This window comes from Stenotrophomonas muris, from assembly GCF_052751275.1.
Window position 1 is genome coordinate 3,787,971 of record NZ_CP199879.1, and the last position, 19,530, is coordinate 3,807,500.

General features: G+C 68.6%; 18 protein-coding genes (1 of these 18 cut by a window edge). 11 read left to right on the forward strand and 7 right to left on the reverse strand.

Annotated elements, in window-relative coordinates:
- From ACUVWL_RS17605 to ACUVWL_RS17620, 4 genes are all read right to left on the reverse strand, one after another.
- Complete coding sequence (locus ACUVWL_RS17605) at positions 1-1,461, reverse strand: efflux transporter outer membrane subunit (protein WP_126411544.1); 1,461 nt, start codon at positions 1,459-1,461, stop codon at positions 1-3.
- Complete coding sequence (locus ACUVWL_RS17610; protein ID WP_049442557.1) at positions 1,458-2,375, reverse strand: efflux RND transporter periplasmic adaptor subunit; 918 nt, start codon at positions 2,373-2,375, stop codon at positions 1,458-1,460. The genes ACUVWL_RS17605 and ACUVWL_RS17610 overlap by 4 nt, the downstream gene beginning before the upstream one ends.
- The gene (locus ACUVWL_RS17615) at positions 2,372-2,581 is read right to left on the reverse strand and encodes a DUF1656 domain-containing protein (protein WP_010487502.1); all 210 of its coding nucleotides are present in this window, start codon (positions 2,579-2,581) and stop codon (positions 2,372-2,374) included. Before ACUVWL_RS17615 ends, ACUVWL_RS17610 begins: the two co-directional genes overlap by 4 nt.
- A gap of 108 nt (positions 2,582-2,689) precedes the next feature.
- On the reverse strand, positions 2,690-3,145 hold the full coding sequence (locus tag ACUVWL_RS17620) for a MarR family winged helix-turn-helix transcriptional regulator (RefSeq protein ID WP_012481667.1): 456 nt from the start codon (positions 3,143-3,145) through the stop codon (positions 2,690-2,692).
- Positions 3,146-3,743: 598 nt separating this feature from the next.
- Here ACUVWL_RS17620 and folE point away from each other — a divergent pair.
- The 4 genes from folE to ACUVWL_RS17640 all read left to right on the forward strand — a co-directional run bounded on the left by folE (position 3,744) and on the right by ACUVWL_RS17640 (position 10,022).
- A complete protein-coding gene (folE, locus tag ACUVWL_RS17625) occupies positions 3,744-4,355 on the forward strand; it encodes a GTP cyclohydrolase I FolE (RefSeq protein WP_004141296.1) in 612 nt (203 codons plus the stop codon).
- Positions 4,356-4,467: 112 nt separating this feature from the next.
- Entirely contained in the window at positions 4,468-5,937 is a 1,470-nt protein-coding gene (locus ACUVWL_RS17630) for a DUF3375 domain-containing protein (RefSeq protein ID WP_032960145.1), read from the forward strand.
- Positions 5,924-6,625 (forward strand): DUF4194 domain-containing protein, encoded by a 702-nt coding sequence (locus ACUVWL_RS17635; protein WP_005421303.1) that lies wholly within the window; start codon positions 5,924-5,926, stop codon positions 6,623-6,625. Before ACUVWL_RS17630 ends, ACUVWL_RS17635 begins: the two co-directional genes overlap by 14 nt.
- A 16-nt stretch (positions 6,626-6,641) precedes the next feature.
- Positions 6,642-10,022, forward strand: coding sequence for an ATP-binding protein (locus ACUVWL_RS17640; RefSeq protein ID WP_032960149.1), 3,381 nt, complete (start codon positions 6,642-6,644; stop codon positions 10,020-10,022).
- 154 nt (positions 10,023-10,176) lie between these two features.
- On the opposite strand, the gene ACUVWL_RS17645 is transcribed toward ACUVWL_RS17640, so the two are convergent.
- Positions 10,177-10,956, reverse strand: a complete 780-nt coding sequence (locus ACUVWL_RS17645) for a sulfite exporter TauE/SafE family protein (RefSeq protein WP_032960169.1) — start codon at positions 10,954-10,956, stop codon at positions 10,177-10,179.
- Positions 10,957-11,058: 102 nt separating this feature from the next.
- Here ACUVWL_RS17645 and ACUVWL_RS17650 point away from each other — a divergent pair, with 102 nt between their 5' ends.
- Positions 11,059-11,451, forward strand: a complete 393-nt coding sequence (locus tag ACUVWL_RS17650; RefSeq protein WP_041863982.1) for a YchJ family protein — start codon at positions 11,059-11,061, stop codon at positions 11,449-11,451.
- Positions 11,452-11,454: 3 nt separating this feature from the next.
- Here the strand turns inward: ACUVWL_RS17650 and ACUVWL_RS17655 are convergent, their stop codons facing one another.
- Positions 11,455-12,735 carry a GGDEF domain-containing protein gene (locus ACUVWL_RS17655; RefSeq protein ID WP_227864057.1) on the reverse strand — a complete coding sequence of 427 codons (1,281 nt, stop codon included), beginning with the start codon at positions 12,733-12,735 and terminating at the stop codon, positions 11,455-11,457.
- 151 nt (positions 12,736-12,886) lie between these two features.
- Here ACUVWL_RS17655 and egtB point away from each other — a divergent pair, with 151 nt between their 5' ends.
- The 6 genes from egtB (at position 12,887) to ACUVWL_RS17685 (ending at position 18,827) form a co-directional block, all read left to right on the forward strand.
- Positions 12,887-14,158, forward strand: a complete 1,272-nt coding sequence (gene egtB / locus ACUVWL_RS17660) for an ergothioneine biosynthesis protein EgtB (RefSeq protein ID WP_227864082.1) — start codon at positions 12,887-12,889, stop codon at positions 14,156-14,158.
- Positions 14,155-15,129: an L-histidine N(alpha)-methyltransferase gene (gene egtD / locus ACUVWL_RS17665; RefSeq protein WP_445978613.1), complete on the forward strand. Its 975-nt coding sequence runs from the start codon at positions 14,155-14,157 to the stop codon at positions 15,127-15,129. The genes egtB and egtD overlap by 4 nt, the downstream gene beginning before the upstream one ends.
- Positions 15,130-15,213: 84 nt before the next feature.
- Positions 15,214-16,461, forward strand: coding sequence for a lytic murein transglycosylase (locus tag ACUVWL_RS17670; RefSeq protein WP_445978614.1), 1,248 nt, complete (start codon positions 15,214-15,216; stop codon positions 16,459-16,461).
- Between the two features lie 61 nt (positions 16,462-16,522).
- Positions 16,523-17,413 (forward strand): D-hexose-6-phosphate mutarotase, encoded by an 891-nt coding sequence (locus ACUVWL_RS17675; protein WP_445978615.1) that lies wholly within the window; start codon positions 16,523-16,525, stop codon positions 17,411-17,413.
- 26 nt (positions 17,414-17,439) lie between these two features.
- Positions 17,440-18,210 (forward strand): GYF domain-containing protein, encoded by a 771-nt coding sequence (locus tag ACUVWL_RS17680; protein WP_032960164.1) that lies wholly within the window; start codon positions 17,440-17,442, stop codon positions 18,208-18,210.
- Between the two features lie 71 nt (positions 18,211-18,281).
- Positions 18,282-18,827, forward strand: coding sequence for a DUF2628 domain-containing protein (locus ACUVWL_RS17685; RefSeq protein ID WP_014648914.1), 546 nt, complete (start codon positions 18,282-18,284; stop codon positions 18,825-18,827).
- A gap of 23 nt (positions 18,828-18,850) precedes the next feature.
- On the opposite strand, the gene ACUVWL_RS17690 is transcribed toward ACUVWL_RS17685, so the two are convergent.
- Positions 18,851-19,530, reverse strand: the 3' portion of a protein-coding gene (locus ACUVWL_RS17690; protein WP_445978616.1) for a benzoate/H(+) symporter BenE family transporter. It continues 508 nt past the right edge of the window; only the last 680 of its 1,188 coding nucleotides appear in the window; the start codon falls outside the window, past its right edge; its stop codon occupies positions 18,851-18,853.

A 19,530-nucleotide genomic window follows, 5' to 3' on the forward strand; every position in this document is an offset into this window, starting at 1 on the left:
TTACTTCGCTGCGGTCGAGGCGTTGGGCGCGGTGGCGCTTGCCTGCCAGCCACCGCCCAGCACCAGGAACAGATGGATCTGGTCGCGCGAGACCTGCGCTTCGGCGGCCGCCAGGGTGGCATCGCTGGTGGCCAGGCTGCGGTCGGCATCCAGGCTGGACAGGTACGGCGTGCGGCCACCCTGGTACAGCCGGCGGTTCTGCTCGGCGGCCAATGCGGCCTGTTCCTGCGCAGTGCGCAGCGACTGCAGCCGGCGCAGGTCCTGCGCGTAGCGGTCCAGCGCGGTCTGGGTCTCGCGCAGCGCTTGCAGCACGGTGTGGTCGAACTCGGCCAGGGCCGCATCGGCGCCCGCTTCGGCAGCGTGGATGCGTGCGTGCGTGCCGGACGACGGCAGCGTCCACGAGATCAGCGGGCCGATCGACCACTGCTGGGTCATCGGCGTGCCGAAATCCTCCAGCAGGCCGGCGGCACCGAGCGAGGCCCCCAGGCGGATGTCCGGATACAGCTCAGCGGTGGCGACGCCAATCCGCGCGGTGGCCGAAGCCAGCTTGCGTTCGGCCTGGCGCACGTCCGGGCGGCGCTGCAGCAGTGCACGGCCATCACCGACCGGCAGCGGCTGCGCCAGGCCGGGGGCGTGTGCACAGTCGATCACGCCGGCCGGCAGCTGGCCCGGGGTCTGCCCGAGCAGGGCGGCCAGCGAATAGGCGGCCGCGGAACGCTGCGCGCGCAGCGGCGGCAGCGCGGCTTCCAGCAGCGCGACCTGGGCATTGGCGCGGGCCAGTTCCGGCGGCGTGCCACGGCCAGCCGCGATCAGGCGCTCGGTGACCGTACGGCTGCGTTGCTGCAGCTGCAGCGAATGTTCGGCCACGTGCAGCTCGTGGTTGGCGTGGCAGATTTCCAGATAGCTGTCGGCCACCTGCGCGACCACGCTGACCTGGGCCAGGTCGCGCGCGGCAGCAACGGACTGCTCGTCGGCACGCGCTGCCTCGGCGCCGCGCTTGAGCTTGCCGAACAGGTCGAACTGGTAGCTGACCGCGAACTTGCCATCGGCCAGGTTGATCACCGGCAGCTCGTGCTCCTGCAGGAACGATTCGGCCGACAGCTGCGCGCGGCTGACCCCGGCCTCGGCCTCGTACTCGAAGCCACCGGCGTCCAGCGCCTGCTCGTACACCGCCGCGGCACGGCGCAGATGTGCATCGGCGGCCTTCAGCTCGACGTTGTCACGCAGCGCCTGCGTGATCAGGCCGTCCAGCACCGGGTCGTTGTACAGCGACCACCAGCGGTCGGGCAGCGCCTGGTTGGCGGCCACCTGCGGGTTCTGCGTATCGATGAAGGCCGCATTGGCCTGCGGGCGCTTGAAGGCCGAGCCTTCCGGCAGGGCGTAATCCGGGCCGACGGTCTTGCAGGCCGCCAGGCTGGCCAGCGCAACGATCAGGCCGAGACGGGGCAGGGCGGCGTTCACAGGCCCGCCTGTGTCGGCGCAGTGCCGGCCTTGTCGTTGTGCGGATGGCGGCCGGTGTCCACGGTCACCGTGGCGGTACGGCCGGCGATCAGTTCCACGCCCTTGGGTACTTCGTCGATGGCGATGCGCACCGGAATGCGTTGTGCCAGCCGCACCCAGTCGAAGGCCGGGGTCACGTTCGGCAGCAGGGTGCTGCCGTTGCTGCGGTAGCGGTCTTCGATGCCGGCGGCGATGCTCTCCACATGGCCACGCAGCGGGGCCGACTCGCCCATCAGGCGGATGTCCACGCGCTGCCCCGGGGCCACGCCGCGCAGGCGGGTTTCCTCGAAGTAGCCATCGATGCGGAACGAGCCGGTATCCAGCAGCGCCAGCACCGGCTTGCCGGCTACCACGTAGTCGCCCACGCGCAGGGTGCGGTCGTTGACCCGGCCATCGGCCGGTGCGCGCACTTCGGTGCGGCCCAGGTTGAGCTCGGCCAGGTCGACCGCCGCCTGTGCGGTGGCCAGCGCAGCCTGTGCGGCCTGCAGCTTGGCGCGGCGCACTTCGGCGTCCTCGGCGGCGACCAGGTCCTGCAGGCTGCGGTCACGGCCGATCTCGCGGCGCAGCTGCGCCACCGATGCCTGGCGCTCGGCCAGGTTGGCGCGGGCCTGCTCCAGCGCGATGCGGTAGCGGGCGCGGTCGACCACGAACAGCAGGTCACCCTTCTTCACCGCCTGGTTGTCGGCCACCTGCACCGTTTCCACCAGCCCGGACACGTCCGGCGCCACCTGCACCACGTCGGCGCCGACATGGGCATCGCGGGTCCACGGCTCATCCATGTAATAGACCCACAGCTGGCGCAGCACCAGCAGGGCGATGATCACGGCTGCGCTGGTGAGCAGCACCGGCAGGGTCTTCTTCACGATCTTGTTCACGATTGCATCCAACGCAGGAGGTGGAACAGCAGGCCAAGCACGATCCCGTACAGGGCCAGGTTGAACAGCGCCGGGTGCCATACGTGGCGATAGGCGCCGGCACGCTGCAGCAGCGCGTGCAGGCCGCTGTTGACCAGGTAGGCCAACAACATCAGCCCGAGCAGGGTCGGGACGAACACTCCGTGGAGACTGAATTCACCGGGCATCGGTAGGGGCGGGGGCGAGGTGGGGGAGGGGAGGAACAACGAGACAACGGCAACGGGTAAAAGCCGCTGGCGTGTGCACGGCAGCGGCGGTATTCGGGGGCAGCGGTCTTACGTGATGCGGTCGGCGGCCTCGGCCAGCAGGCGCCATGCCTTCAGCACGGCGTGCAGTTCATCCATGGAAAGCTCGCCGAACACGTCCTGGCGCAGGCCGATCAACTGGTCTTCCAGCTCGCTGACCAGCGCATGGCCCGCGTCGGTCAGCCACAGCAGGTTGGCGCGGCGGTCGCTGGCGTCGCTCTCGCGGCGGACCAGGTCGCTGGCGCACAGCTTGTCCAGCAGGCGCACCAGGGAAGGACCCTCCATGCCCAGCTGCTGGGCCAGCGCCACCTGGCGGATGCCACCGCCGGAGCGGCCGATCATCAGCAGGGGCATGGTGCAGGCGGTGGAGATGCCGTAGCTGCCGAGCCGGCTGTCGGCCAGGCGCTGCCACTGCCGCCCTGCGTACAGCAGGCCGGAGCTGAGCTGCATCTGCAGCACGGTGCGCTCGTCGAGGGGTCGGTCCATAAGAGATAGATAGGATACTACTAATTTCATTCCTATCAATAGGTATTGCTGAATGGGTGGGTAGGAATACTGAGGAAAGCGTTGCGCCCGCTTGGTGTCGGGTGGGGCAGCGGGGGCCGGACGGTGCAGGACACGCCGCAAGTACGTCCCTGTAGGCTCGGCCACGGCATCCATGCCGTGGACGGTCCTGCCCCGCCCGGCCCCGCTGCCCTCCCATCACCCCGCGAGCGCGGTGGGTTGGCTCTTTAAAGGCAGGAGCAGTGCGGACCAACGGCCCGCACCCACCGCAGCAGCGGCCCGCGGTGCTTCAGAAGCCATGAACCCCCGCTTTTGCCCCCGCTTTCGGGCGGTCCGGCCGCGCCCGCAGGAAACCGTCGGAGAGGGGGAGGGGCAGGCCGGGCAGGACCGTCCACGGCATGGATGCCGTGGCCGAGCCTACAGGGACGTACTTGCTGCGTGTCCTGCCCGGCCTGCCCCTTCCCCCTCTCGCTCAGCAGCAACGAGGCGCCGGAAGAACCCCCCGATGAACCGTCCCAACAGGACGACCCACCCCCCGGTCGGGTACGATGCTCGCCCCCCGTTCGGGACGCTGTACGCAATGAGCAAGAACAACGAAAAGGCCGCCCCGCAGGGCGACGTGACCCAGGACCAGGCCGAGGATGCCGTGCGCACCCTGCTGCGCTGGGCCGGTGAGGACCCGTCCCGCGAAGGCCTGCTGGATACCCCCCGCCGTGTCGCCGAAGCCTATGGCGACTGGTTCAGCGGTTACCGCGACGACCCGCGCGCCTACATGGAGCGGACCTTCGAGGAAGTGGCCGGCTACGACGAACTGATCGTCCTGCGTGACATCGAGTACGAAAGCCACTGCGAGCACCACATGGCGCCGATCATCGGCCGCGTCCACGTCGGCTACCTGCCGGCCGGCAAGGTGGTGGGCATCAGCAAGCTGGCCCGCGTCGTCGAAGCCTACGCCCGCCGTTTCCAGGTGCAGGAGAAGATGACCGCGCAGATCGCCCAGTGCATCCAGGATGTGCTGCAGCCGATCGGCGTCGGTGTGGTCGTCGAAGGTGCCCACGAATGCATGACCACCCGCGGCATCCACAAGCGCGGCGTCAGCATGGTCACCTCGAAGATGCTGGGCAGCTTCCGCGACGACGCGCGTACCCGCGCCGAGTTCCTGCGCTTCATCGAAGTGGGCGGCAAGCGCTGAGCCGCTTGACCGCACTGCGCCGGCCTCTGCGGGCCGGCATGCCCACGGCTGCCCGCGCGGCCGCCGCGGGCGGCTGCTCGTCCCCGCCAGCCCTCATGACTCCTTTCGCTGCATGAAGCACCGCGAACGCATCTCCCGTTACCGCCATCTGCGCGAACAGCCCCAGTGGAAGCTGCTTGCCGCCGACCACGCCCCGGAAATCATCGGCCTGCTGCAGGGGCTGCTGATGGACGGCGAGCGCACGCTGCCGTCGTCGGTGCTCAACGAGCGCCTGCAGCGTGCGCTGGACCAGCTCAACGGCGACGAACTGTCGCGTGAGCTGCCGCGTACCGCGCAGGCCTACATCGCGCACTGGCTGGCCCAGGGCTGGCTGGAACGCCGCCTGCCCGAAGGCGCCGACCAGGAGCAGTACGAGCTGTCGACTGCGGCACTGCAGGCCATCCGCTTCGCCGATGGTCTTGAGCAGGCGCGCGTGGCCGCCACCGAAAGCCGCCTGGCGCTGGTCATCGAACAGCTCTCGCAGTTGGCCGCGCAGACCGAGTCCGACCCGGATGCACGCCTGTCAGCACTGCGCGACGAGCGCGACCGCATCGACGCCGAGATCGCCCGCGTCGGTGCCGGCCGCGTGGTCGCGCTGGATGGCAAGCGCGCGCTGGAGCGTGCGCGCCAGATCATCGGCCTGGCCGACGAGCTGACCGAGGATTTCCGTCGCGTGCGCGACGATTTCGAGCAGCTCAACCGCGACTTCCGCGAACGCATCATCGACGACGAGGGCGAGCGCGGCGATGTGCTGTCGCAGCTGTTCGAAGGCGTGGATGTGATCGGCGAGAGCGATGCCGGTCGCAGCTTCCAGGCCTTCTGGCGCCTGCTCAACGACGCCGAACAGAGCGCCCAGCTCGATGCCGCGCTGGAAGCGGTGCTGGCGCGTGGCTTCGCCCGCCGCCTGGACCGCAATGAACGCAACTTCCTGCGTGGCTTCACCAGCACCATGCTCGAGCGCGGTGGCCAGGTGCACGACGTGCTGCAGAATTTCGCGCGCAGCCTGCGTGGCTTCGTGCAGAGCCGTGGCTATCTGGAACAGCGCCGCCTCAACCAGCTGCTGAAGCAGGCGCAGTCCGAAGCGCTGGCCCTGCGCGACGAATTCCCCGCACAACGCGGCATCGGCCGCGACCTGCAGCTGACCACCAGCCGCCTGCGCTCGTGGTCGCAGTGGAAGCTGCACGATCCGCGCAGCGCCCAGGTCGATGGCAACGTCGAGTACAACGACGCCGCAGCCATCAGCCTGGAGAGCGTCGGTGACCTGGTCGCTTCGTCTGAAATCGACTTCCGCACCCTGCGCCGCGACCTGCACGACCTGCTCGATGCACAGCCGCGGCTCAGCATCGCCCAGGCACTGTCGCAGCGCGAAGCACCGCAGGGGCTCGGCAGCGTCATCGGCTACCTGTCGCTGGGCACGCGCTTCGGCAACGTGATCGCTGGTGAGCAGGAGCTTGCCGAATGGCGTGGTGGCGACGGCCAGGTCCGTCGCGCCCGCATCCCGCTGGTTTGGTTCACCCAGGAGAGACGCCATGAGCTGGCATGAAGATCCCATCGACGCACCGCAGGCCGACGTGGCGGAAGACGCCTACGAAGCCGAACCGGTGGCGGCCGTGGCGCAGCCCCGCCGTGGCAATGACGTGTATTACCTCGGCGACACCGGGCGCCTGCCGCTGGATGCACGCCGCGCGCTGTGCCAGCTGCTGATCGGCCCCAGCATCGACCAGCTGCGCCACGCCAAGCTGTGGCCGGCACTGATCCGCAGCGAGGCGGCCATCCGCTCCTCGCTGGCGGACCTGTTCCTGGAACTGGTGCTCGACCGTGACAGCGGCGTGGCCTTCACCCGCCAGGCCGATACCGAAGACGTGGATGCGCCGGTGCTGCTGCGCACCTCGCCGCTGACCTTCATCGATTCGGTGCTGCTGCTGTACCTGCGCCAGCAGCTGGCCGAGGCCGATGCGCGCGGCAACCGCGCGGTGGTCGCCGACGCCGAGATGGCCGAAGCGCTGGCCATCTACGAGAAGAACCTGTCCACCGACCGCGCCGGCTTCAACCGCCGTGTCGCCTCGGCGGTGCAGAAGATGAAGGACAACCACATCCTGACCCGCCTCAGCGGCCAGGAAGACCGCCACGAAGTCTCGCCGGCGCTGAAGCTGCTGTTCTCCGCCGAAGACGTATCCCAGCTTTCGGCGGTCTACCGCCAGCTGCGTGAAACCCCGGCCGCCGAGGCCTGAGAGACCCGACCATCGCATGGCTATCTCCAAGCACACTCCCGCCCTGTTCAACGAAGGCCTGCCGGACCCGCGCCTGCAGCAGTTCCGCATGCGTCGCCTGCAGGTACACAACTGGGGCACGTTCAACGGACTGACCGAAGTACCGATCGCCGAGCGTGGCTTCCTGTTCGTCGGCCGTTCCGGCTCGGGCAAGTCGACCCTGCTCGATGCCATGTCCGCGCTGCTGACGCCGCCGGCCATCGTCGATTTCAACGCCGCCGCGCGTGAAGCCGAGCGCAGTGGCCGCGACCGCAACCTGGTGTCCTACGTGCGTGGCGCGTGGGCCGACCAGCAGGACAGCGGCACTGGCGAAATCGCCACCCAGTACCTTCGCAAGGGCGCGACCTGGACTGCGCTGGTGCTGGAGTACCGCGCCGGCGATGGCCGCGTGGTCAGCCTCGTGCGCCTGCTGTGGATCTCCGGTAACGGAACCTCGGCCGGTGACGTGCGCAAGCACTACATGATCGCCGAGCGTCCGTTCGACATCGCCAAGGATCTTGGCGGCTTCGACCTGGACCTGCGCAAGCTCAAGCAGAAGCTGTCCGACCTGCACCACTTCGACACCTTCTCCGGCTACGCCGAGCGCTTCCGCGACCTGCTCGGCATCGACAACGAGATGGCGCTGCGCCTGCTGCACAAGACGCAGTCGGCGAAGAACCTGGGCGACCTCAACGTCTTCCTGCGCGACTTCATGCTCGACACGCCGAAGACCTTCGACGCCGCCGAGCGCCTGGTCAGCGACTTCGCCGAACTCGATGGCGCGCACCAGGCCGTGGTCACCGCCCGCCGCCAGGTGGAGACCCTGCTGCCGGCACGCGCCTACTACAACGACCTGAAGGAAATGCACCGCCGGCGCGGCGACGACGAAGCCCTCAAGCTTGGCGTCGACAGCTTCCGTGAAAGCCGCCGCCAGGCGCTGATCGAAGCGCGCCTGCGCGAGATGGACGTGCGTGACCGTGGCCTGCTCGGGGAAGAAGCCCAGCGCCGTGCCGCACTGGACAACCACACCGAGCGCCTGGCCGAACTGGAACTGCAGCGTCGCCAGCAGGGCGGTGAGCGCATCGAGGAACTGGAACGCGAGCAGGGCCGCGCCGAAGCCGAGCGTGACCGCCGCCAAGCCAAGCGCGAGCAGGCAAGCCTGGCCGCGCAGCAGCTGGGGGCTGAACTTCCGGACGACGCACACGGCTTCGCCGAGCTGGTCGAGCGTGCGCAGAACGAACTGCAGGACCGCCAGCGTGCCTCTTCGGCGCTGGACGATGCCATCAGCGATCGCCTGGGTGGCAAGCGCGATGACGAGCGCCGTTTCGGCGAAGTCCGTGCGGAACTCGAAGCGATGCAGCGCACGCCCTCCAACATCCCGGCGCCGATGCAGAAGCTGCGCGCGCGCCTGGCCGAGGAAACCGGCATTGCCGAGGCGGCGCTGCCGTTCGTCGGCGAGCTGATCCAGGTCCGCTCGGAAGAGCAGGGCTGGCAGGGTGCCATCGAGCGTGTGCTGGGTGGCTTCGCGCTGTCGCTGCTGGTCGATGACAAGCACTACAACGACGTCGCCGAGTGGGTGAATCGCACTCACCTGGGCATGCGCTTCACCTACTACCGTGTGCGCCGCAACGATGATGCGTTCGCGCGCGAGCCGTCGGCGAAGTCGCTGCTGCACAAGCTGGAGCTGCGCGAGCACGTATTCGAAAGCTGGCTGCGCCGTGAGCTCGGCAAGCGCTTCGACTACGAGTGCGTGGATGCCAAGCAGCTGCGCAACGTCGACCGCGGCATCACCCGAGAAGGCCAGGTCAAGCATCCCGGCGACCGCTTCGAGAAGGACGACCGCAGTGCGGTGGGCGACCGCCGTCGCTGGATCCTCGGCTTCAACAACCACGACAAGGTGGGCGCCTTCGAGCGCGAAGCACAGGAACTGGCCAAGCGCATCGCCAGCTGCGAGACCGACATCGCGCGCCTGCGTGGGCAGCGTGACCGCGACAACGAACGTCGCCTGGCCTGCCACGAGCTGGTCAGCATCAGCTGGAACGAGATCGACATCGCCGCCCCGCAGCAGCGCCTGACCGATATCGAGGCCACCCTGCGCGACCTGCGCGAAGGCAATGCCGACCTGGCCAAGCTGGCCAAGCAGATCGACGCCGTGCGCGCCGACATCGAGCAGGCCCGCCGCACCTATGAAGACGTCCGCGTCGAGCGCGGCCAGCTGGTCAAGGAACGCGATCGCCTCGACCGCGCTCGCCAGCAGAGCCGTGCGCTGGTGCTGCCGAGCCTGGCCCAGGAGCAGGAAGCCGGGCTCGCCGAGCGCCTGCAGGAGCAGGGCCCGCTCAGCCTGGAAACGCTGGAGGCGCACATGCGCCAGGTCAGCAACGCGCTGAACGAGCAGCTGTCGACCTCGCAGCAGGACCTCAACCGCATCGAGAACCAGCTGATCGGTTGCTTCCGTCGCTTCATCCAGCAGTGGCCGGAGGAATCGGGCGACTTCACCGTATCGGTGGCCTCGGCCGAGGATTTCCTTGCCCGCCTCGAGCGCCTGGAGCGCGACGGCCTGCCGCAGCACGAAGAGCGCTTCTTCGATCTGCTGCAGAACCAGAGCAAGAACAACCTGCTGGCCCTGCAGCGCCACAGCGCCGAGGCCCGCAAGTCGATCGGCCAGCGCCTGGACGAAGTGAACGCCAGCCTGGAGCAGGTGCCGTTCAACCGTGGCACGCTGCTGACCATCGAACTGAGCGACCGCCGCCTGCCGGAAGTCGGCGAGTTCCACCTGCAGCTGCGCGAGGTGCTGGCGCAGCAGCAGACCGAGCAGCGCGAGCTGGCCGAATCGCAGTTCACCGTGCTGCGCCAGCTGGTCAACCGCCTGGGTTCGCAGGAAGGTGAGGACAAGCGCTGGCGCGAGCTGGTGCTGGACGTACGCATGCACGTGGAGTTCATCGGCGTCGAGCTGGATGCGGAAACGCGCCAGCAGGTCGAGATCTACCGTAGTGGCGCGGGCAAGTCCGGTGGCCAGCGCCAGAAACTGGCCACCACCTGCCTGGCTGCGGCACTGCGCTACCAGCTCGGCGGCGCCGACAGCCAGCTGCCCAGCTACGCCGCCGTCGTGCTCGACGAAGCCTTCGACAAGGCCGACAACGAGTTCACCGCGCTGGCGATGAACATCTTCGACAACTTCGGTTTCCAGATGGTGGTCGCCACCCCGCTGAAGTCGGTGATGACGCTGGAGCCGTTCATCGGTGGCGCCTGCTTCGTCGAGATCAGCGGCCGCCACGACTCCGGCGTGCTGCTGATCGAGTACGACGAAGAAGGCAAGCGCCTGAAGCTGCCCGAGCGCAGCCGCCAGCAGGCCAACGAACCGGAAGAAGCCGAAGCCTGACCCGGTCGATTGAATGGGGATGCCGGCCAGCGGCCGGCACTACCCATGGGCGGGGTTCACGACCCGATCGGATGGGGATGCCGGCCAGCGGCCGGCACTACCCATGGGCAGCGTTCATGACCCGGTAGTGCCGGCCGCTGGCCGGCAACCGCATTCACGCACCGCGGAAGGTATCCCACGCCATCCGCGCGATCAGTACCACCACCAGCCCCACGAACAACTTGCGGATGAACGGCGTGCCGCCCTTCAACGCCAGGCGCGTGCCCACCACCGAGCCGATGATGTTGGCCGCCGCCATCGGCAGCGCGAACAGCCACAGGATGTTGCCGGTCGGTACGAAGAACGAGATTGCCGCCACATTGGTCGCCAGGTTCACCACCTTCGACGCCGCTGACGCACGCAGGAAATCCAGGCCGAAGAAGCGCACGAACAGGAAGATCAGGAAGCTGCCGGTGCCCGGCCCGAAGAAGCCGTCGTAGAAGCCGATCGCCGCACCGATCGCCAGCGCGATCGCCAGTTCGCGGCGGCCGATCTCCTGCGGCCGGTGCAACGCGCCGAAGTCCTTCTTCCACAACGTGTAGGCCAGCATCGCGATCAGCAGCACCAGCACCAGTGGGCGCACCGCATCCTTGGGCAGCAGGCTCACCGCGGTGGCCCCGGCGAAGGAGAAGATGAAGGCGGTACCGGCCGCGAACAGTACCGGCTTCCAAGGGAAGCGCACGTTGCGCGCATAGCGCCAGGCGGCCGCACCGGTACCGAACATCGAACTGAACTTGTTGGTACCGAACAGCATCGCCGGCGTTTGCTGCGGCAGCACCGTGAACAGGCCGGGCAGCTGCACCAGGCCACCGCCACCGACGGCGGCATCCACAAGGCCGGCGATGAAGGCGATCACCACCAGCCACCACAACTCAGGGGGAACCAGTTCCAGCACGGCGATCAATCAAGGAGGGGGCGCGACAGCATACGCCTGTCCTGCTCCGGGCGACTGCCGCCCCGCGTGGATCAATCCCGGCAACCCGGCGACAATGCCGGCATGAGCCGAAAACCCGCCGATCCCTGCCCCTGTGGCCTTCCCGCCGACTATGCCGCCTGCTGTGGCCGTTTCCATGCCGGTGAAGCCGCGCCTGATGCAGAGCACCTGATGCGTTCGCGCTACAGCGCCTATGTGCGTGGCCTGGCTGACTACCTGCGCCAGTCCTGGCATCCGGACACGCGTCCGGCCGAGCTGTCGCTGGACGATGCCCCCGGCCAGCGCACCCATTGGCTGGGCCTGACCGTGCACGAGCACACTGTCACTGGTGCTGACAGCGCCGAAGTCCGCTTCACCGCGCGCTACCGCATCGGCGGCGGCAGCGCGGTGAGGATGACCGAGCACAGCCGCTTCCAACGCATCGACGGCCGCTGGTACTACCTCGACGCGGTCTGAGCACTACGCGCTGTGCGCTGCCAGAACGCGCTGGCCACCGTGCGCGTGCACCTGGTTGCGGCCCCCGTCCTTGGCCACATACAGGGCCTGGTCGGCGGCCTTGACCACGGCCATCGGCCGCGGATCCACGCAGCTGTCGGCCAGCCCGATGCTCACCGTCACCTGCACCACCTGGCCGCTGCCACCGCGTCCGCGCCGCTGGCGGCCGGCTTCGTCGTCACGGCTGCGGGTGCTGCGGTCGCGAAGCTGCATGCGGGTGTCCTCGATGCTCTGCCGCAATGCTTCCACGGCATCGACACAGGCTGCCGCCGGCCGGTCCAGGAACACCACCGCGAACTCCTCGCCGCCATAGCGGAACGCACGGCCACCGTCGCCCACCCGCGCCAGCCGCGACGCCACCAGGCGCAGCACATCGTCGCCGGTGTCGTGACCATGGGTGTCGTTGAATGACTTGAAGTGGTCAACGTCCACCATCGCGATGCTGTAGGTACCGCGTGCCCGCTGCAGGGTCTCGTTGAACGCCCGTCGCCCCGGCAGGCCGGTCAGCTCATCGCGGAAGGCCATGTGGAAGGATTCCTGCAGCATCGCGCCCAGCATCAGCAGCAGGGCGGCACTGCTCAGCGCCGGCAGCAGCACCGGCTGCAGGAAGATCCGCGGCAGCATCCACCACAGGCACAGCAGGGCCAGCAGCATTGCCGTGTGCAGTGGCCGCGGATGCCGCCACGCCTGCCAGCCCAATGCTGCGGTCGCCAGCAGGAACAGCAGCGCCGGCAACTGCGCCAACGCGTTCCAGTTGGCGGGAATCCAGGCCCAGTGACGGTTCGACAGCAGATCGTGCATCCCCTGCGGCTGCTGTGCCGCCAGCAGCAGGAAGATCATCAGCGCCGCGCCGCACACTACGCTGCGCAGCAGCAGGTCCTGGCGTCGGCGTCCGCGTTCCGGCCATAGTGCCAGTCCGGCGAACAGCAGCGGCACCCACGCCGAGATCGCGTGGAAGCGCAGCGGGGTCAGGGCGTCGACATGGCCGCTGCGCAGGTAGCCACCGACGTCCCGGTGCAGCAGGGCGAATACCACCGCCACCACCAGCAGCAGGCACAACGTGCGCATCTGGTGGTAGAGCAGGGCCAGGCCTGCACCGAGACAGGCCAGCAGCCAGGGCAGGATGCGCTGCGCCGGGCTGGCGACATCCTCGGTGCCCAGCGCCATCCACAGCACCAGGACGACCAGCACGGCGGGCAGCACGAACAGGTAATGCGCAGGCTGGCGGAGCGGATGCAGGGGCACGCGGTAAGTCCAGTGCGGTGACGATGCGGCCGCAACATTGCCGTTAGCGGCGTCCCCACGCGCTTCTTGAATGCGCGTGCCCGCTGTCATGTGAACGTGGTGATGTGGTGCCATGACGTTGCGCTCACCGTCCTGCGCCGATGCTTCCGGCATGGACAGCGTACCCACCGCCGTCGCTGCCCCGCAGCGCGATCTCGCCCGCCGCTTTGCACAGGTGCGGGCGCGCAGCCTGCAGCTGGCCGCGCCGCTCAGTGCCGAGGACGCCATGCTGCAGAGCATGGCCGACGCCAGTCCCAGCAAGTGGCACCTGGCCCATACCACCTGGTTTTTCGAACGCTTCGTGCTGGCCGGTTTCGCCACCACGCCCGCGCATGACCCGGCCTGGGACTATCTGTTCAACAGCTATTACAAGAGCATCGGCCCGGCGCATGCGCGGCCGCAGCGCGGGCTGCTGTCGCGGCCCTCGCTGCAGCAGGTGCGCGACTACCGGCAACAGATCGACATGCAGGTGCAGTCACGGCTGGCAGCCGGTGACCTCGACGCGCAGGCGCTGCACCACCTGCAGTTGGGTCTGCAGCACGAACAACAGCACCAGGAACTGCTGTTGACCGACATCAAGCATGCGTTCTGGTGCAATCCACTGCAGCCACCGTATCGCGACGACCTGCGGCCCGTCGCCAGCACCGCCACGGCGCAGGGCTGGATCGAATCGCCCGAACGCATCGTCACCGTCGGTGCCGCGGCATGGCCCCGGCACGCCGCCTTTGCCTACGACAACGAATCGCCGCAGCACCGCGTGCTGCTGCCCGCGCATGCCCTGGCCGAGCGTCCCGTCAGCAATGCCGAGTACCGCAGCTTCATCGAGGCAGGGGGGTACCGCGAACCGCGCTGGTGGCTCAGCGAAGGCTGGGCGCTGCGAGAAGCCGAAGGCTGGCAGCACCCCCTGTACTGGGATGATGCCCTGCAGCGCGAGTACACCCTGGGTGGTTGGCGCGAGCTGGATCCGCATGCGCCGGTCTGCCACCTCAGTTACTACGAGGCCGATGCCTGCGCCCGCTGGGCCGGTGCGCGCCTGCCCAGCGAGTTCGAGTGGGAAGCGGCCGCCGCGTCGCAGCCCCTGCGCGGTCATTTCGCCGATGACGATCACCTGCACCCGCAGGCAGCCGGGGGCAGTGGGCTGCGGCAGCTGTTCGGTGATGTCTGGGAATGGACCGCCAGCGCCTATGGTGCCTACCCGGGCTTCCGCTCTTTTGACGGCAACCTCGGCGAATACAACGGCAAGTTCATGTGCGGGCAATGGGTGCTGCGCGGCGGCAGCTGTGCCACGCCCCGTGGCCATGTGCGCGCCAGCTACCGCAATTTCTTCATGCCGCCGGCGCGCTGGCAGTTCTCCGGACTGCGCCTGGCCAGGGACCTCATATGAGCACGGTGCATGACGCGCTGCAGGCGCTGACCGACCTGACCCCCAGCCGCCAGCAGATCCTGGCCGATGCGCTGGCCGGTCTGTCATGCGCATCGCGGCAGCTGCCTTCCAAGTACTTCTACGATGCCTGCGGCTCGCGTCTGTTTGAACAGATCACCCAGACCCGCGAGTACTACCCCACGCGCACCGAGCTGGCACTGCTGGCGCGGGTGCTGCCCGATATCGCGCGCGTGGTCGGCCCGCGCCTGCATGTGGTGGAGCTGGGCAGCGGCAGTGGCCGCAAGACCGCGTTGCTGCTGGCCGCGCTGCAGGATCCGGTGGCCTATACGCCGATCGAGATCTCGCGGGCCGCACTGCTGTCCAGCATCGACCACCTGGCGCCGGCGCTGCCCGAGGTCGAGATGCTGCCGGTCTGCGCGGACTTCACCCGCGCCGTCGCCGTGCCCATGCCCGAACGCGAACCCGCGCGACGGCTGCTGTTCTTCCCCGGTTCCACATTGGGCAATTTCGCCGAAGCAGAGGCCGTCGCCCTGCTGCGGGCGATGCGTCAGACGATGGGCCGCGACGGCCTGGCCCTGATCGGCATCGACCTGCACAAGGACACGGCGCTGATCGAAGCGGCCTACAACGATGCGCAGGGCGTCACTGCGGCATTCACCCTCAATCTGCTGGCCCGCCTCAACCGCGAGATCGGAAGCGATTTCGATCTCGATGGATTCCGCCACCGCGCCCGTTACAACACCGCGCGGCTGCGCATCGAAACCGACCTGGTCAGCCAGTGGCCGCAGGACGTCCACCTCGGTGGCCGCACCTTCCACTTTGCTGCCGGTGAACCCATCCGCGTCGAGTACAGCCACAAGTACACCGATGACAGCTTCGACGCGCTGTTGCAGCAGGCGGGCCTGCAGGTCGCACAGCGTTGGGATGCCGAAAGTCCCGCCTATGGCCTGCGCCTGCTGCGCGTTGCCTAGGGGGGACGGCCAGCCGGTGCCCCTTCAGGTTCGGCCGCACTGCTGCCCCTAAGATGGCCGTGCAACGGCAACACGGAGGACGCCATGCCCATTTTGACCACGCTCGGCCTGGCGGCCGCCCTCGCGTCGACCCCGACGCTGCCTGCGGCCCCTGCCGCCAGCAACGATCCGGCGTTCAGCCGCTGCCTGGCGGGCCTGCAGGCCACCGCCGCAACCCAGGGCATCGGCGCCGACCGTTTCAACGAGATCACCACCGGGCTCACGCCGGACCCGAGCGTGCTCGGACTGCTGGACGCACAGCCGGAATTCACCACGCCGATCTGGGATTACCTGGCCGCGCTGGTCGACCTCCAGCGCGTCGATGATGGCCGCACCCTGCTGCAGCAACATCGCGATCTGCTCGATCGCGTCTCCGCGCAGTATGGCGTCGACCCGGCCACCATCGTCGCGGTCTGGGGGGTGGAGAGCGACTATGGCCGCGTCTTCGGCAAGCGCCCGCTGCTGCAGTCGCTGGCCACGCTGTCCTGCGCCGGCCGCCGCCAGGCCTTCTTCCGTGGCGAACTGCTGGCGCTGCTCAAGCTGATCGACCGCGGCGACCTGCAGGCCCAGGGGCTCACCGGTTCCTGGGCCGGCGCCTTCGGGCATACGCAGTTCATGCCCAGCACCTACGCACGTATCGCGGTCGATGGTGATGGCGATGGCCGCCGCGATCTGGTCGGCAGCATTCCCGACGCGCTGGCGTCCACCGCCAACTACCTCAAGCGTGCGGGTTGGCGCAGTGGCGAACCGTGGGGCATGGAGGTCCGTGTTCCCCCCGGTTTCAATGCCAGCCAGGCAGGCCGCACCCAACGTCGAGCCCTCGCCGATTGGCGCGTGCAGGGCGTGACCGCGCTGGATGGCAGCGCGCTGGTGCCGCCCAATCTGCCGGCCGACGCGCGCGCCGCCCTGCTGCTGCCGGCCGGCATCAAGGGCCCGGCGCTGCTGGTGTTCCGCAACTACGATGCGATCTACAGCTACAACGCCGCCGAAAGCTATGCACTGGCCATCGCCACGCTGGCCGACCAGCTGCGTGGCGGCACCGGCCTAGCCACCGCGTGGCCGACCGATGATCCCGGCATCGGCCGCGATGAACGCCGCCAGCTGCAGACCCTGCTGCTGGCCCGCGGCCACGACATCGGCAGCGCCGACGGCATGATCGGCACCGCCACGCGCCGCGCGATCCAGGCCGAGCAGCAGCGCCTCGGCTGGGCCAATGCGGATGGGCGCGCCGGCCAGCGCATCCTGCGCGCGTTGCAGCAGGAGGCAGCCGCAGGGACGCCTGCCACCCGCTAGACCTTGCCGATCACAGGCTGGCCGCGACATCATCGCCGCGGTCTTCAAGGAGCGTCATAGCATGCAGTCGAACCCGGACATCAGCACCGGCCTGTACCACGGGCTCGAGGCCTGGCAGATACGCACGCCCAGCGCCACCGCGGTCATCAGCGTGTTCGGCGGACAGCTGCTGTCGTTCATCCCGGAGGGGCAGCCGGACCTGCTGTGGCTGTCGCCAAAACGGGCCGGGCTGCCCACGCCGATCCGGGGTGGCGTTCCAGTGTGCTGGCCGTGGTTCGGTCGCCAGGGCCAGGGTGATGACGTGCCGGCACACGGCCTGGTACGCACCGCGCGCTGGGAGCTGCTGCAGGCCCGCCAGGACGATGACGCTGAACTGGAGCTACAGCTGGCGCCCCTGTCGATTGCCGAGTGTGGCCTGCGCCTGCAGATGCAGCTGCGCATCGGTCGCCAGCTGCGCCAGCAGTTGACCACCGAGAACACCGGCCCGTCCCCGGTGACCTTCACCCAGGCCCTGCACAGCTACTTCCGGGTGGGCGATGCCCGTCGTGTCGAGGTTGATGGCATCGATGGCCTGCACTATCTGGACAAGTACGAGGATTACACGCAGCTGCGCCGGCAGCAGGGGCCCTGGTCGCTGCGTGACCCGCGCGATCCGGGGCGCAGCGACCGCATCTATACCGGTGCCGGTGGCCACTACGTGCTTCGCGATCCCGTCCTGCAGCGGCGGATCGAGATCCGCAGCGAAGGCAGCCAGACCCTGGTGGCGTGGAATCCGGGCGCGGAGGCGGCGGCGAAGATGGCCGATGTCGGCGACGGTTGGCACGATTACGTGTGCCTGGAAGTAGCCAATGCCGGGCCGGAGCAGATTGCCCTTGCACCCGGCGCGCGCCACCAGCTGGTGCAGGTACTGGCCAGTGAACCGCTGCAGGCCGTGGCGGGGTGTTCGGAGTAACCATGGGATCGACAGGAATGGATGGCATGCAGGACGCACAGTGGTGGTACGCCAACAGCAAGCAGAGCGAAGGGCCGGTGGACCTGGCCGGGCTGCGCCGTCTGCAGCAGGACGGCACGGTAACCGCCCGTACGCTGATGTGGCGGGAAGGAATGGCATCGTGGCGGCCGCTGGCCGAGCTGGATCCTTCGGTGGCGCCGATGGATCCGACCCCGCCGTCGATTGAACCGGCGCAGGCCGTCAGCGCCAGCGGCGCATCGACCGCTGATCCGTCCGACCCCTATCGTGCGCCGGCAGCTTCGCCGGTGGCCGCGACCGCGCCGCAGCTGGAAGGCGACATCGCCTTGTACGCCGCCGTGGTCGGCGGCAACTTCCCGATCTATCGACAGCGCTGGCGGCTCGACCAGGGCATTGCCGACGGCAACGGCACCTGGCACTGGCCGGCGTTCCTGATCGGCGTGATCTGGATGGTGTACCGCAGGATGTACCGGCTGGCGGCGATCTGGGCCGGCGTGCTGGTGTTCTTCAGCATCGCCGAGGCGTTGCTGGGCGTTCCGGAAGGCGTGTCGACGGTCATCACCCTCGTCATCAACATCACCGCCGCGGTGTATGCCAACCGCTGGTACCTGGCGCATTGCCAGCGTGAGATCGCCCGCGCGCGCGCGTTGGTGGGAGATGACGAGGCGCGCCTGCGCAGCGAGCTGGCCAGACGGGGTGACACCAATGCACTGGCAGCGGCGGTGGTGGCCATCGCCGTCGTTGCGGTGATGCTGGTGGGGCAGGCGCTGGCAGGCTGAGGCCGGGAAGGCTTCAGATCCAGCGGTGGCTGCCGCTACCGCGGGATCATCCTGGGCAAGGAATCGCCGACATGAATCATCTGGATACTCCGCCGGTTTCCCCGGCGGATGACAATCCCTATCTTGCGCCCGCCACAGAGGTGGACGACGCGCCCGCTCCGTCCGACGCGGACTACCTGAACCTCCTCGTCGGCCCCAACGCGGCGCTCTACCGCCAGCGCTGGCACCTGGGCAGCCCGGTGCCGAAGCCGCCGCGACCGTGGCACTGGCCCGCCTTCCTGGTGCCGACGTACTGGCTGCTGCACCGGAAGATGTACCTGGCAGCCATCCTCTTCGAGCTGGTCCTGATCGGTATCGCGCTGCTGGCGGCCCGCGCCAACCCGCTGCTCACGGTGGCGTTGCTGGCGGTGCCTCGGTTCGCCATCGCGGTGACCGCCAATACCCTGTACCTGCGCTACTGCACGCGACTGCTGGGCAAAGTGAAGGCTGCCCACGCCGGGCAGCACAACCGCATCCGTGCCGAACTGCAGCGTCGTGGCGGCACCAGCGTGTGGGCGGTGGTGATCGGCATGGCGGCCAACGCGGTGATCAATACCGTCGCCCGCATGGCGGCCTGATCATGCCGGCCTGATAGGGTTGCTCAGGCCGCTGTCCGTGCCCGCAACACCAGCAGGCACAGCGCACCGGCCAGCAGTCCCCAGAACGCCGAACCGATCCCGGCCAGGGAGACCCCCGAGGCGGTGACCAGGAAGGTGACGAGTGCAGCCTCGCGGTCGCGCTCCACCGCCAGGGCGCTGGCCAGGCTGTTGCCGATGGTGCCGAACAGCGCGATACCGGCAACGCAGGCCACCAGCTCCTTGGGGAAGGCTGCGAACAGTGCGGCCACCGTGGCGCCGAACAGCCCGATGACAATGTAGAAGGCGCCGGCCGCCATCGCTGCGGTGTAGCGGCGCGCCGGATCCTCGTGCGCATCGCGGCCCATGCAGATGGCGGCGGTGATCGCCGCCAGGTTCAGTGCATACGCACCGAACGGCGCCAGCAGCGTATTGACTACACCGATCCAGCCGATCAACGGCGACACCGGGGCGTCGTAGCCGGACGCGCGCATCACCGCCACACCGGGAATGTTCTGCGAGGCCATGGTGACCACGAACAGGGGCAGGGCAATGCCGGCCACGGCGGTCCACGACAGCGAGGGCGTCACCCACTGCGGGATCGCCAGTTGCAGATGCACCTGCTGGGCGTGCAGCAAGCCACGGCTCGCGGCGACGGCGATGCCGACCAGCAACGTGGCGATCACCGCATAGCGCGGGAACAGCC